17 protein-coding genes are annotated in these 12865 nt (G+C 51.1%); 1 reads left to right on the forward strand and 16 read right to left on the reverse strand.

The window, feature by feature from the left end; genetic code table 11:
- Positions 1-33: 33 nt before the first annotated feature.
- The 16 genes from PGRAT_RS34565 to uptA form a co-directional block, all read right to left on the reverse strand.
- Positions 34-1959, reverse strand: a complete 1926-nt coding sequence (locus PGRAT_RS34565; protein WP_025704531.1) for a DUF4097 family beta strand repeat-containing protein — start codon at positions 1957-1959, stop codon at positions 34-36.
- Positions 1960-2000: 41 nt separating this feature from the next.
- Complete coding sequence (locus PGRAT_RS26805) at positions 2001-2471, reverse strand: GNAT family N-acetyltransferase (RefSeq protein ID WP_036703958.1); 471 nt, start codon at positions 2469-2471, stop codon at positions 2001-2003.
- A gap of 97 nt (positions 2472-2568) precedes the next feature.
- A complete protein-coding gene (gene gatB / locus PGRAT_RS26810; protein ID WP_174469037.1) occupies positions 2569-4002 on the reverse strand; it encodes an Asp-tRNA(Asn)/Glu-tRNA(Gln) amidotransferase subunit GatB in 1434 nt (477 codons plus the stop codon).
- Between the two features lie 100 nt (positions 4003-4102).
- Positions 4103-5560 (reverse strand): Asp-tRNA(Asn)/Glu-tRNA(Gln) amidotransferase subunit GatA, encoded by a 1458-nt coding sequence (gene gatA, locus PGRAT_RS26815; RefSeq protein ID WP_025704534.1) that lies wholly within the window; start codon positions 5558-5560, stop codon positions 4103-4105.
- 21 nt (positions 5561-5581) lie between these two features.
- Entirely contained in the window at positions 5582-5869 is a 288-nt protein-coding gene (gene gatC, locus PGRAT_RS26820) for an Asp-tRNA(Asn)/Glu-tRNA(Gln) amidotransferase subunit GatC (protein ID WP_020426267.1), read from the reverse strand.
- A gap of 600 nt (positions 5870-6469) precedes the next feature.
- Entirely contained in the window at positions 6470-6853 is a 384-nt protein-coding gene (locus PGRAT_RS26830) for a hypothetical protein (protein ID WP_025704535.1), read from the reverse strand.
- Between the two features lie 158 nt (positions 6854-7011).
- Positions 7012-7782: an ABC transporter permease subunit gene (locus PGRAT_RS26835; RefSeq protein ID WP_025704536.1), complete on the reverse strand. Its 771-nt coding sequence runs from the start codon at positions 7780-7782 to the stop codon at positions 7012-7014.
- A complete protein-coding gene (locus PGRAT_RS26840; protein WP_025704537.1) occupies positions 7779-8690 on the reverse strand; it encodes an ABC transporter ATP-binding protein in 912 nt (303 codons plus the stop codon). Before PGRAT_RS26840 ends, PGRAT_RS26835 begins: the two co-directional genes overlap by 4 nt.
- Positions 8690-8881: a PLD nuclease N-terminal domain-containing protein gene (locus PGRAT_RS26845; RefSeq protein WP_025704538.1), complete on the reverse strand. Its 192-nt coding sequence runs from the start codon at positions 8879-8881 to the stop codon at positions 8690-8692. The genes PGRAT_RS26840 and PGRAT_RS26845 overlap by 1 nt, the downstream gene beginning before the upstream one ends.
- Before the next feature lie 49 nt (positions 8882-8930).
- A complete protein-coding gene (locus PGRAT_RS26850) occupies positions 8931-9152 on the reverse strand; it encodes a hypothetical protein (protein WP_025704539.1) in 222 nt (73 codons plus the stop codon).
- Entirely contained in the window at positions 9149-9478 is a 330-nt protein-coding gene (locus tag PGRAT_RS26855) for a YxlC family protein (RefSeq protein ID WP_155990337.1), read from the reverse strand. Before PGRAT_RS26855 ends, PGRAT_RS26850 begins: the two co-directional genes overlap by 4 nt.
- The gene (gene sigY, locus PGRAT_RS26860) at positions 9459-9998 is read right to left on the reverse strand and encodes an RNA polymerase sigma factor SigY (protein ID WP_081758672.1); all 540 of its coding nucleotides are present in this window, start codon (positions 9996-9998) and stop codon (positions 9459-9461) included. Before sigY ends, PGRAT_RS26855 begins: the two co-directional genes overlap by 20 nt.
- Before the next feature lie 58 nt (positions 9999-10056).
- Positions 10057-10233, reverse strand: a complete 177-nt coding sequence (locus tag PGRAT_RS33545; RefSeq protein ID WP_155990338.1) for a hypothetical protein — start codon at positions 10231-10233, stop codon at positions 10057-10059.
- 185 nt (positions 10234-10418) lie between these two features.
- Positions 10419-11051, reverse strand: a complete 633-nt coding sequence (locus PGRAT_RS26865) for an MBL fold metallo-hydrolase (RefSeq protein WP_025704542.1) — start codon at positions 11049-11051, stop codon at positions 10419-10421.
- 6 nt (positions 11052-11057) lie between these two features.
- A complete protein-coding gene (locus PGRAT_RS26870) occupies positions 11058-11624 on the reverse strand; it encodes a thioredoxin family protein (protein WP_025704543.1) in 567 nt (188 codons plus the stop codon).
- Positions 11621-12235 carry an undecaprenyl phosphate transporter UptA gene (gene uptA / locus PGRAT_RS26875; protein ID WP_025704544.1) on the reverse strand — a complete coding sequence of 205 codons (615 nt, stop codon included), beginning with the start codon at positions 12233-12235 and terminating at the stop codon, positions 11621-11623. Before uptA ends, PGRAT_RS26870 begins: the two co-directional genes overlap by 4 nt.
- Positions 12236-12532: 297 nt before the next feature.
- On the opposite strand from uptA, the gene PGRAT_RS26880 reads away from it, so the two are divergent.
- Positions 12533-12865, forward strand: a complete 333-nt coding sequence (locus tag PGRAT_RS26880; RefSeq protein WP_025704545.1) for an autorepressor SdpR family transcription factor — start codon at positions 12533-12535, stop codon at positions 12863-12865.

The following is a 12865-nucleotide window of genomic DNA, read 5'->3' on the forward strand; positions in this document are numbered from 1 at the left end:
ATATTGATTATTATATAATAAAAATTACTTAATTCAATATTTCCTCACATTTAGGTTGCTGTTGCCTTCCACATGCAGCTTAAATTCGCCTGTGCCTACTTCGCCGGAGATATTTTTTTTGTCAATGGTCAGCTCCGGAATATCAGAAACGATATTGCCATAACCACTGGAGCCGTCCACGGTGTAATTTCCCGCTGCGGGCAGGTACAGGTCAATATCACCTACCGCGCTGTAAATATCCCAGTTGCCTCCGAAGTCAGCAGAGCGGACATGGATTTTACCATTGAGGGATTCAGCCTGCACTTTCGATCTGGCCCCGTTAATCTCCAAGTTGCCATTCTTGCTGGACAGCTCCATCTGATCTCCGCTCCCCACAGCCGAAATATTGCCAACCGCGGTCGAAAGCTTAAGGGCCCCCGTTACATCCCAGGCCCCCATATCCCCGCCGCTTGTCGCCAAATCCACACTGCCCTGAACCGTTCTGGCTCGAACGGCCCCGTTCAGTGTTTTCCCTTTGACATTGCCAAAAATACGGTGGAGGATCAATTCCCCATTTCCGGTTTCCAAATTAATATCCTCTATGGCCTCCACATTCTGCAAGGTAATGCCTCCGTTCATCGTCCGCACCTCCAGATTAAAACGGCGGTCTTCAGGCAATGAAATCTCAAGGTCCATCCGCGGCTGGCGTTTACCGGAGTCTCCATAGGCCTTGCTTCTGGGGATGATTTTGATCGTATTCCCTTCAGTTACATCTACAAAAGACTGCTCCGAGATCGCCTCCGCAACCGCACCCTCCAACTGATCCACCCATACGGTTGTTGCGACTTCAATATCCTCGACAGGTGCACGATGAATCAGAATATCACCATTGATGCCGTCTACAGTAATTTTGGAGGTCCCCAGTTCAACCGGAATAACGATTGGAGCCTTCTGGAATTTACTTCCCTTGGCTTCGCCATAATCCACAGCCGCTGCGGTCAGATTTAGACTGACCCTATTCCAAAGATGGAGATAGTGTTCCTGTTCGGAAACAATAAACACACTGGCCGCGAGCACGACCGCAGACAGCAGGCCCCGCAAATCCATACGTGAACGGGATCGGCCTCTCCCCCGGTCCAGGCGCCGTGAAAAAAAGTAAATCAACAGATACTCCAATCCCCAGAGCACAGCTATAATCGGCCACCATTTCAATAAGATCAGCATATGGTCGGTTCCGTTTCTCCAGTCCAGATACAAGAGGATACCAACGGCTATGAGCAGTATAGAAGCTGTGTATCTGCCTACCCGGCGGCTGCGCCGTTCATTGCCGTTCTGCCAGGAGAGCACTTTTACGATCTCGCGGACAGCAAGCAATACTCCGCAAGCTGCCAATACTGCAGCAACCGTCACACCGGCATAATGCTCGATGAAATATTGCAGCCAGACCGGCTTTTGCTGAAAAAGAAATAGCAGCGCACCACCGAGAAGCAGCATAAGTCCAAATGAAATCCCCGGTTCACTGACCAGACGGCGCCGTTGTCCATGCGGTTTCGGAACTGGCGGGAACTCAGGGTCCAGCTCTCCAGGCAGACGCAGAAGCCGGTCGGCCGACTGCAGCACATCGAACACATTGTAGAAATATAGTACCGGAATCATGAGAGCCAGCAAAATGAGCAGCGGCACATTAACCTGCATGCCAATCGACGAGAAGTAGAGCAGTGCAGCAATATCAAGCAGAATGATAAAAATAAAAGAGATTCCTTTACGAAGCAGCCCGAAGTAGATATGCCCCGTGCCCGGAATGAGCGCTGCCAAAAGTCCGGCAATGAATTTGCGTTTGCGGCGGGGACGCCGCTTCAGGCGCGGAGGAATTAAAGGCAGTTTTTGCTGCTGATCAGCGTCTCCTGCTTGCACAGCAGGGCCATACTCTCCTTCTTCCTGCACTGGAATCATGGCAGAATCATTAGGCTCGGGACTCATTTCGGGACTCCTCCTGTCATCATAACGTTCATACTTGATATTCAAAGCCGGCCGATCCGGTGAAATTCAATCAATTCGACACCGGGAGCAACTTCTTCAATTCCGGCAGGCACAAATCCATGTTTGGTATACAGTGCAACAGCCGGCTCGTTAAGTTTCCCTGTAGATACGATGAACTGGTCCATACCCGGATATTGCTCGAAAATATATTCCAAAAGCCTCCCTGCCACCCCCTGGCGGAAAAAATCCGAATTAACCATCATTCGGGTGACAGTAAGCCTGCCGGGTGATTCTTCCTGGACGGCAACAGCGCCCATTAGTTCTCCACTGTCGTCGAAAACGCCATAGAAACACTCTTCTGAGCGGCTCAGCATGTCCCTGGTCTCCAGCAGCGGTGGAATCTCATGAAAGCCTATCATCTCGGCCTCCAGCCTGTACGCCTTATGCTGAAGGCTCCAGAGCTCGCTTAGGATATCGCCATTTTGCAAATCCAGCTTGATTATTATGCTCATCCGCAAATTCCCCTTATATGCCGCGAAAGGCCTGCCGTTAACCGACAAGCCCTACCGCTTATGTTCTACTGTATATTAACCAAAAAGCGGGTAAGGTCTAGCTGTTCAGCACTTCTGTGAGCAGCGTATTCACAAGCCCTGGATTGGCTTTGCCTTTGCTCTCCTTCATAACCTGTCCCACGAGGAAGCCAATCGCCTTTTGCTTGCCTGCCTTATAATCCTCAACAGACTGTGGATTGGCAGCCACAACCGCTTCAACAATCTGCTTGATCGCCCCTTCATCGCTGATTTGCACGAGGCCCTTTTCTTCAACGATTGCCGCCGGAAGCTTGCCGCTCTCCAGCATCTCCTTAAAGACGGTTTTGGCGATTTTACTGCTGATGGTTCCGCCTGCGATCAGACCAATCATTTCTCCTAATCCTTGCGGGGTGATCTTCACCTGGGACAATTCCAGCCCCCCGCTGTTCAGGTACCCCAGCAAATCGCCCATCATCCAGTTGGCAACGGCTTTGGCATCCTTCGTATAAGCCAGACTGCCCTCGAAGAAATCCGCGAGCGGCTTGGAGGAAGTCAATACACCGGCATCGTAGGTGGTAAGTCCATATTCCGTGCTGTAACGGCTCTTCCGCGCATCCGGCAGCTCCGGAATGCTTGCCCGGATCGATTCCTTCCAGGCATCATCGATATGCAGCACAATCAGGTCAGGGTCCGGGAAGTAACGGTAGTCATGCGCCTCTTCCTTACCGCGCATGGACAGCGTCTTGCCCTGGGCTTCGTCCCAGCGGCGGGTCTCCTGAACGACAACACCGCCGTCGTCGAGAATCTCACCTTGGCGGAACTGCTCGTATTCAAGTCCGCGCAGCACACCGCGGAAAGAGTTCATGTTCTTAAGCTCCGCACGGATGCCGAATTCGGCCTGGCCTTCCGGCCGCAAACTGATGTTGGCATCACAGCGCATCGAACCCTCTTCCATCTTCACATCGGATACGTCGCAATACTGCATAATAGCACGGATCTTCTCCAGATAGGCGCGCGCCTCCTCCGGAGAACGCAAATCAGGCTCGGAGACGATTTCAATCAGCGGTGTTCCCACACGGTTGAAGTCGACCAGTGAAGCAAAGCCGCCGTCCACGTGGGTCAGTTTGCCGGCGTCCTCCTCCAGGTGCAGACGGGTGATGCCGATCCGCTTGGTCTCTCCGTCCACCTCAATATCAATCCAGCCATTCAGACCGATAGGCTGATCGTATTGGGAGATTTGGTAGGCCTTTGGCGAATCAGGATAAAAGTAATTTTTGCGGTCAAATTTGCTGACGTCGCCGATTGTGCAGTTTAGTGCCATCGCTGCTTTCATGGCATATTCAACGGCCTGCCGGTTCAATACCGGCAAGACGCCTGGATGCCCCAGACAGACAGGACAGGTATGTGTATTAGGCGGAGCGCCGAATTCCGTGGAGCAGCCGCAGAAGATTTTGGACTTGGTATGAAGCTCCACATGAACTTCCAGTCCGATGACCGTTTCGTATTTAGCCATATCTATTCTCATTCCCTTAAAAGTTTTGTGAGCCTATACTCCTGCTTGAGTATCTTCGTGAAAACCTGCTCCGAAGCTCGGACATCCCGGACTGCTGCAATTACAGCTGCGGGAGCTGCTGGTGATGGTCCGTATGCTGTTCAAAGGCATGCGCAACGCGTAAAACTGTGCTCTCATCAAATTCTTTGCCGATAATCTGCAGACCTACAGGCAACCCTTCTGCAAAGCCGCAAGGAATGCTGACCGCAGGAATGCCGGCAAGACTGACAGGAATCGTCAAAATATCATTCAAATACATGGTCAATGGATCTTCGATCTGTGATCCGAGCTTAAAGGCTGTAGTAGGCGCAGTAGGTCCGATGACCACATCATACTTTTGGAATACTTCGTCAAAGTCCTGCTTAATCAAAGTCCGCACCTTCTGCGCTTTCAAATAATAGGCGTCATAATAGCCGGAGCTTAGGGCGTAAGTACCCAGCATAATCCGCCGCTTAACCTCGGCTCCAAAGCCCTGGCTGCGGGAATTATGATACAGATCAAGCAAACCTCCACCGTCATCGGCTCTTACCCCGTAGCGGACACCGTCAAAGCGGGCCAGGTTGGAGGAGGCTTCCGAAGAAGAAAGCAAATAATAGGCTGCTACTGCATATTCGGTATGCGGCAAAGAAACCTCTTCCCAGACCGCGCCAAGGCTTTCGAGCACTTTCAGTGCGGACAGCACGCTGTCGCGGACAGAAGCATCCACGCCTTCACCGATGTATTCCTTCGGCACTGCGATCCGCAGGCCGGAGATATCACCTGTGAGGGAACTGAGATAATCCGGAATATCCACTTTTGCTGAAGTTGAATCCTGGGCATCGTAACCTGCAATGGCCTGCAGCACATAAGCTGAATCCTCGACATTCCGTGTAATCGGGCCAATCTGATCCAGGGAAGAAGCAAACGCGACAAGCCCATAACGTGAAACCAGGCCATAGGTCGGCTTAAGGCCCACTACTCCGCAATAGGACGCAGGCTGGCGGATAGAGCCACCAGTGTCGGAGCCAAGCGTGAACAATACTTCACCAGCAGCCACTGCTGCTGCAGATCCACCGCTGGAACCGCCGGGAACACGTTCCACATCCCAAGGGTTGCAGACGGGGCCGAACGACGAGTTCTCATTGGAGCCGCCCATGGCGAACTCGTCCATATTCAGCTTACCGATCGTAACGGCATCCGCCTGACGCAGCTTGGAGACGACAGTCGCATCATATATAGGCTGGAAATTGGAGAGGAATTGACTGGCGCATGTAGTGCGCAATCCTTTGGTAACAATATTGTCCTTAATACCGGCCGGAAGGCCAAAGAGCAGTCCACGCTCTGCTCCGGAGGCCAGTTTATCGTCCAGCGCACGCGCAGAAGCACGGGCCCCCTCTTCATTTAAAGTCAAAAATGCATGCACCTTGCCGTCGCGCTCCGCAACGGCAGCCAGAGATTCCTCTGTCAGTTCGCCAACCGAAATCTCTTTGCTCCGCAGCATGTTATGTAATTCAGGCAATCGATATTGAAACAGGCTCAATATTCTTCCTCCTTCGTATAGTTATTCCAGAACCGCAGGAACCTTGAAATGCCCGTCTTCATCTTCTGGCGCGTTAAGCAGAGCTTCTTCTTGGGACAAGCTCTCCTTGACCACATCATCGCGCATGACATTGCTGACCTGCAGCACATGGGTTGTCGGCTTGACGTTCTCGGTGTCGAGCTCATTCAGTTTCTCTGCATATTGTAAAATAGCATTCATCTGTTCAGTTAGTTTCGCCTCTTCTTCCGGGCTTAAATGCAGGCGGGCCAGCTTGGCCACATGCTGCACATCATGGACTGTAATGCTCATACAGAATATCCCTCCTGTTTAAAGGGCTAAAGCGCCCGGATAACGTGTTTAATTATATTGTAGAAGCCTCTACAATTCAATGCGCTTGTGGTTTCAAGGCCGTTCCAATCTGAAAAGCCCCACAAAAGTGGGGCTTAAAACGCGGTACAGTATTCAAGTCTTAACCCGGCAGAGGCACAAAAAAAGGAAACTGCTGCAGCCACCTTGCAGAAATGGAGTAGCCCTTACAAAAAATTAGAAAGCACTTTATTGCTCGCAGTGTACAGCATCCTACATAAATCCGCTCCAACAAAGGCATTTCTGCCGTTGTTTCCAGACAAACCGGCCTTCAGCGCTCCAACAAAGGCATTTCTGCCGTTGTTTCGAGACAAACCGGCCTTCAGCGCTCCAACAAAGGCATTTCTGCCGTTGTTTCCAGACAAACTGGCCTTCAACGCTCTAACAACGGCATTTCTACCGTTGTTTCGGTGCAAAATCCGTCCTGCAAACGCTGCAAACCATAAGCTACTTATCGCCAACTTTATACACTCTTATCCGCAACAGAAGAAAATCATCAATTTCCTGCAACAACAAAAAAAAGCCGGCGTAAGCCGGCTTTCCTTAAATCCAAGCACGAAGATTCACCTGTTTGATGAAATCCGCCTGGGACAGACTTTCCTTAGTGGTTGTCTCTGTCTCTACTGCTTCCACATCTTCGCCATTCATCAAGTGATGAAACAGCTTCTCGTTGTGCGTGGACAAAGCATAATCAATCAACGCTTCATGCGTGGCACTTTCAGCCTGAGCTGCCAGCAACTGCTCTTCCGTTTCGACATCCTCAGCTGTAACATAGAAATTTCTGTTCGCCTGCGGAACACGGATGACGTAATCAAACGCATTGTCAGGATTACGGTCATAAGCAATTAGGTAGCCATAGTCTCCAATAGGAAGACCCTGCTCAAATGCGTCCGCGACAATGACAATCTTCTCACCTAAACGCAGCATCGCCCTACCTCCTGACCTGGAATCTATCATAGTCTTACTTGTTCCCACAGTCTACTAAAAAAAGATAGAGCTGTCCAGCACCAGCAGTTGGTTTACATGAGATTTAGCAGAAAATATTCTGAAAAACGTTGAAAATCTCCAAAATTCGCATTTTTACATTATTCCGGTAATTGATTCCTGCGAATGAATAGCGAAGCGGAGGCAACACATACAACAATCAGGATTCCGGCAGAAAAGATTGGGCCCCATGCCAATCCCTTCCCTTTAGTCATCATTTCTGCAGAAATTGCGGTAAGCGCCGCAGGCGTCCAGTCCAGCAGCGAAGGCAAGAGGCTATGGGCTAGCGACATTGCCGCTGCGGCAAGCAGTCCTAGAAAAGCAGCGGCAGGCCCGCGCAGCCATGCGCTGAACAGCAATGTAAGCGAAACTGCGCACAGCAGCCACAGCCCATACAGTCCGGCCGCAGCCGCCAGATTGCTCCAGGAAAGCGGGCCCATCAGCTGCTCTGTATAGTAGGCCGCCCCTGCTGCGCCAAGTCCAAGAGCCATAAGAAGAACGGTCAGCTGTGCAGCCCATTTGGCTGACACAATAGCCGCCGGGGCCACCGGCTTGGCCATCAGCATCTCTATTGTTCCGCTGCTCCGCTCACCTGCCAGGCTGTTCATTACACCCAGCACAAGTATCAGCATGCCGATGGTACCGTATTGTCCAAGTGCCTGGGCCATTACCACAGCAGAACCAGGCATCTCATACCCCTCCAGCATGCCTGGAGGAACATTTCCCGAAGCTTTGAGGATTTCGGGCATGTAGTAAGTCGTGAGCGGCTGCATAATTCCGAGAATGATAAACACCACTGGCACCCAGATCAGCTTATAGCTGCGCAGGGATTCCAGCATTTCTTTATGATAGAGCGTCCAAATATTTCTCATGCTCCCACCACCTTCATAAACAAATCCTCCAAAGTGGAAGAGCCGGCCTCGAATTGCAGCAATGGGATATCAAGGCTTCCGGCTTCCTGAAGAATGATCTGCCGGACAAGCTCCACATTCTTCACATTTAGCGTAGCGGAACCTGGAGAGACCGCCGACTGCTCAACAAACGATCTGTGCGCAAGATCCTCAAGCCACCTCTGTGCCTTCTCTTCTCTCTCTGTAGTTAGCCGGATGACCGGAATGCTATACTGTGAGCGGAGGCGGGACAACGCCCCATGCTCTGCTATTAACCCATGATTCATCAGAATAATATCATCACATATTTCTTCGGCGTCATGCAGAACATGAGTAGAAAAAATGACGGTGGTCTCCTCTCGGATTCCCCGCAGCAGTTCCATAACTTCCCGGCGTCCGATGGGATCAAGTGCGGACACCGGCTCATCCAGGAGCAGCAGCCGGGGACGGTGAATCAGCGCCTGGGCCAGTCCAAGCCGCTGCTTCATCCCGCCGGAATATCCGGCGATCTTTCGCCTAGCCGCATCCCTCAGGCCTACTTGCTCCAGAACATCCGCTGCAAGTCCCGCTGCTTCCTTCGAAGCTATACCGCACAGCTTCGCAGCAAAAACAACATATTCCTGTCCGCTCATCCAGTTATAAAACGCCGGAGATTGCGGCAAATAACCAATCCGCTTGCGGTAATCCCCACCGGGACTCCCATCAAAGGAAATCTCACCCGAGGTAGGCTTAAGCAACCCCGCAAGCATGCGCAGGGTAGTCGTCTTTCCCGCACCATTGGGCCCCAGCAGTGCCACACACTTCCCTGCTTCAATATCAAAGGAGATTCCGTCCACCGGTGTATGCCCGCCATAAACCTTGCGTAAGTTTGCAACTGTCAGCAGCGGCATCAGTTATCTTTCCTTCCTACTGTAAAATAAGCGACACTGCCCAGAAGATTGCCAAAAATCAAGATAATGACCCATAGCCACTTGGGCCCCCGGGTCCGCTCAGCCTTGCTCAGAGAAATCAGGCCGATAACGGCCAGCAGCACCTGTAATGCCAGCAGCGGCCCAATCAAACCCCATTTGATTTCATCCATGACTGCCACCCACCTTTTGAATTCTTCACCGGAGTTAGGCTCCGGTTGATCAAAGCTTCCTGTCCGCTCTCTTCCGGTCAGGAAGGACCACGAACAGCAGATAACAAATGAGGGGTGTAGGCATTCCGGTCAGCCCCCATATCCCCCAAAACCAGGCCCATTTGCCCCGGCCGCGCTTCTGGGCATTATGAAATATCAATGTCCCTTGCAGCAGCAGCGCTACAGCCAGACAACCCCACAACCAATAAGGCACGTCCTGAAGCTCTTTCACTCTTCTGCATCCTCCCGCCGCAGCCTAAGCCGGATAACCGCCAGGCAACCAAGCGCAGCGATTGGAACAGCCGCCTGCAATATCCAGTAAGTCACTGGCGCAAATCCCAAGCCAAACAAGACTATACTCACCATGAATAAAGCGACAAGCAAAAACCTCTGGAGCTCTCTGCGGCTCTGAAGCTGCCTGCGGTGGGCTTCCTCGGCAATCAGCCGTTCAAGTCCGGGCAAAGCTGGTGGCGAAATGTCGTCATACTGCGCATCCAGACGCTCAAGATCCGCTGACAGCATCCGCAGCAATTCTTCATCATTCTCTGTGTTCATCATCACTCAGCTCCTTTCGCAGTTGATTCAATCCTGCCGCCACCCGCGACTTGGCAGTGCCGGAAGGGATCTGCAGAATATCCGCAATCTCTTCATACCCGTAACCATAATAGTGCTTAAGCAGCACTGCCATTCGCTGGACAGAACTCAGCCGTGAGAGCGCATCAAGCACTTCGCTCCACTCCAGATTCCGGCTCTCGAAACGCCAACGGATGGAACGAATGCCCTCTTCCTGACGTTTCCACTTCATTTCAAGCTTCCATCGGCGCTTCCTGTCAATATACAACCGGGTAGCAATGGTAATCAGCCAAGAGGAAAAAGACGAAGCTCCGTTATAGGCTCCGATCTTTTCCATGCACCTGACCATGGTATCCTGGGCAAGTTCTTCTGCGAGTAAAGGGTCCATGGTTGCCTTAACCAGGTATTTGTAAAGAAAGGAATAATGTTCCTGCAGCAGTACAGCCAGCGCGGAAGCATCGCCTTGCTGCGCTCTGATGATCCGTTCGTGCGTCCCGTCGCTCATCTGCTCCTCCATCTGTAGCTTTCATTCACTTGTAATACGGTTATGTATGGCGAATCGTTCATTCGCGGTCTGAATTATTTTGCAGCTCCCATAATCTGCGCCGCCAAGGTTGAATGGCCCCTTTGCCGTGCGGGAAGCTCCAGAAGAGACATTCCTTCTTATCCCGTACATCCGTAGTGGAAGCTGGCGCTGCATGCGCCTCATCTTCAAACACTTCCTCTTCAGTATCTTTCATTCATTCCGCCCCCTAAACCCCTTATCCCGAAAAAAAGACAAAAAAAGAACGCAAACCGGGATTATTCCACAGTCTGCGTGCTTCGCGAGGTTAAATGTTACATTTAATTAACATTATTTTATCAACTTTGTAGTCTCTTGTCCATTAATTTTTTGTACTAAAATGTCGATTCCGAGAGAAACGGATCATAACATAGGAACGTAAGGGTTACGTTGCCGCTCAAAACCGATCGTTGTCCGCGGCCCATGGCCAGGAAATACTCTGACTTCTTCATCCAGCCGGTACAATTTGTTCCGTATGGAATCAATGAGGTCCCGTTCCCGCCCGCCAGGCAAATCAGTCCGTCCGACACCCAGTTTAAAGAGCACATCTCCGGAGAAGAGATCATTGCCGCAAAGGAAGCTGACGCTGCCCGGAGAATGCCCCGGCGTATGCATCACACGAAAGGTAAGCCCCAGCAGCTTAAGCACCTGTCCATCTGCCAAATCATACTCGGCAGGTTCTGTGGTGATGGCCGGTGTGGCATCGGGCCACATCAATGAGCCATTCAGCTTGGGGTTCTCCAGCCATTCGCTCTCCAGAGTGTGCAAGTACACGGGGCATTTCTTGGCCCGGCGGATCTCGTCAAGCCCGGCAATATGATCGAAGTGGGCATGGGTCAGCAGAACAGCCTCAATCTCCATTCCCTGGGCAGCGCGCAGAAGAGCCGCAGGATTCGCACCGGGATCAATGATGACGCCGCGTCCGGGATCCGCCCCGGTAAGCAGATAGGCATTCGTCTGAAGGGGGCCCAGATTATAGGAACGAATATTTAGCATCGCTTTTTAGAATCCGGAGATCAGGCTGCGCAGCTCTTTGGCAATCACTGCGTGCGACTCCGTTCCTTCCCCGTAAGCTTGGCCCATCGCCTTGCGGACTTCGGCGATTTTGCTCTCATAGTCAGGAGCCTCACGGTCGGGATTCTCCCGCTTAAACTCCCTCATCAGCGATTGCACATGCTCCGGACGGGGACCCCAGTGGCCCAGCACATAACCGCCTGTATCGGTAAAAATAACAATCGGCACAGCTCTTCCGCCCATAGTCAGGAAATCATCCATTACGTCCTGATTTTCTTCCAGAATCAGCACCTCGGTTTTGATCCCTGCCGTTTCCAGAATGCGGAACACCACCGGCACATTGCGCACAACATCACCGCACCAATCGGCAGCTAATATCAGCACGCGCAGATCGTCACGGTGGTTCAGACTTTCAAAATACGCACGGTCATCCTGATCTTCCCAGGCGAATTTTTCGTACCACGATTCAAAAGCCTGCTGGTTCTTCGTCATACCTTCCACGAACTGGCGCGGAGTAAGGCCCTGACCAAACTTATGAGCTACATTCTGCTTCATACTGCACTACCTTTCTTCTTGGATTTGTACCATTTGAACAGGAAGTATATAACAATAATAGCAATGGCCGCAAGAAGCAGCTCATGGGTATACTGTGCGGCTACTTCGTCAATCGTTTCCCATTTGTCGCCGAGCGAATAGCCCAAATAGACAAACAGCGCACTCCACGGAATTACAGCAAGGGTAGTCAGCAAAGTGAACTTACCCAGCGGCATGCGCGAGATTCCGGCAGGAACCGATATGGCATGACGCACAATTGGAATGAACCGGGCAGTGAATATGACGCCTGTACCATACTTATTGAACCATTCTTCGGAATGGTCAATATGCTTTTTCTTGATAAAAATGTACTTTCCGTATTTCTCCAGCACGGGCCTGCCCCCATAACGGCCAATCCAATACACAAATATCTGGGCGATAACTCCGCCAAGCGTACCGAAAAGAACTGCGCCAAAATAATTAATATGCCCCTGCGAGACCAGATAACCGCCATAGGCCAGAACAATTTCACTTGGGATAACCTCAATCATAAGCCCGATCATAATCCCGAAATACCCAAGACTCTGAATCCATTCAAACAATTGCGAGATCAGATCAGAAATAAAGTGCAAATGCAGCTCCTCCTCCCGTTTTTTTCGCCGAATTCGCTTACGCCCTATAAGGCTCTTGGCGATTCCGCTCTATGTACCCAGCTTCTCCTAGCCTATTCTAGCATATGCGAGCTTACGACTTCTACTTAAGGGAAACTGAAAATCTCACAGGCGAGCAGCAAGGGTGGCGCATTTCCTTAAATAAGAACGGTGCCGTTCAAGCAAAAATTTAATGGAAATTTGACGATTGACATAACTGATCCGGAATACTTATTATATATTTAGATAATTATTTAAATGTCGAAAGGCCGGATGAACATGAATGAATCCTTCAAGGCGCTTGCAGATCCGACCCGGAGGCAGATCCTGAGGCTTCTAAGGGAAAAGGATCGTACCGCCGGGGAGATCGCCGATTATTTTAATATGTCCAAACCCAGCATCTCGCATCATCTGAATGCTCTGAAGCATGCGGGACTGGTGCAGGACGAACGTCAGGGTCAATTTATTCTGTATTCGCTCGATACGACCGTGCTTGAAGAGGTACTCGGCTGGTTCCTTGAGTTCACAGGTACTGGAAAAGAGGGCGAAACGCATAGACGCACAGAGTCCAAACCCAAACAGAATCAGGATAAAAACAAGGAGGTTGATTGA

It is taken from the genome of Paenibacillus graminis, assembly GCF_000758705.1.
Lineage (GTDB): Bacteria > Bacillota > Bacilli > Paenibacillales > Paenibacillaceae > Paenibacillus_AQ > Paenibacillus_AQ graminis.

What these genes read in the sequence shown, in the direction of transcription:
- sigY (WP_081758672.1), bottom strand. Translation starts at nt 9,998, where the DNA reads ATGAGCGACGGGACGCACGAACGGATCATCAGAGCGCAGCAAGGCGAT.
- PGRAT_RS26840 (WP_025704537.1), bottom strand. Translation starts at nt 8,690, where the DNA reads ATGCCGCTGCTGACAGTTGCAAACTTACGCAAGGTTTATGGCGGGCAT.
- PGRAT_RS26855 (WP_155990337.1), bottom strand. Translation starts at nt 9,478, where the DNA reads ATGATGAACACAGAGAATGATGAAGAATTGCTGCGGATGCTGTCAGCG.
- gatC (WP_020426267.1), bottom strand. Translation starts at nt 5,869, where the DNA reads ATGAGCATTACAGTCCATGATGTGCAGCATGTGGCCAAGCTGGCCCGC.
- PGRAT_RS26880 (WP_025704545.1), top strand. Translation starts at nt 12,533, where the DNA reads ATGAATGAATCCTTCAAGGCGCTTGCAGATCCGACCCGGAGGCAGATC.
- PGRAT_RS34565 (WP_025704531.1), bottom strand. Translation starts at nt 1,959, where the DNA reads ATGAGTCCCGAGCCTAATGATTCTGCCATGATTCCAGTGCAGGAAGAA.
- gatB (WP_174469037.1), bottom strand. Translation starts at nt 4,002, where the DNA reads ATGGCTAAATACGAAACGGTCATCGGACTGGAAGTTCATGTGGAGCTT.
- PGRAT_RS26835 (WP_025704536.1), bottom strand. Translation starts at nt 7,782, where the DNA reads ATGAGAAATATTTGGACGCTCTATCATAAAGAAATGCTGGAATCCCTG.
- PGRAT_RS26805 (WP_036703958.1), bottom strand. Translation starts at nt 2,471, where the DNA reads ATGAGCATAATAATCAAGCTGGATTTGCAAAATGGCGATATCCTAAGC.
- PGRAT_RS26870 (WP_025704543.1), bottom strand. Translation starts at nt 11,624, where the DNA reads ATGAAGCAGAATGTAGCTCATAAGTTTGGTCAGGGCCTTACTCCGCGC.
- PGRAT_RS26845 (WP_025704538.1), bottom strand. Translation starts at nt 8,881, where the DNA reads ATGGATGAAATCAAATGGGGTTTGATTGGGCCGCTGCTGGCATTACAG.
- PGRAT_RS33545 (WP_155990338.1), bottom strand. Translation starts at nt 10,233, where the DNA reads ATGAAAGATACTGAAGAGGAAGTGTTTGAAGATGAGGCGCATGCAGCG.
- PGRAT_RS26865 (WP_025704542.1), bottom strand. Translation starts at nt 11,051, where the DNA reads ATGCTAAATATTCGTTCCTATAATCTGGGCCCCCTTCAGACGAATGCC.
- PGRAT_RS26830 (WP_025704535.1), bottom strand. Translation starts at nt 6,853, where the DNA reads ATGCTGCGTTTAGGTGAGAAGATTGTCATTGTCGCGGACGCATTTGAG.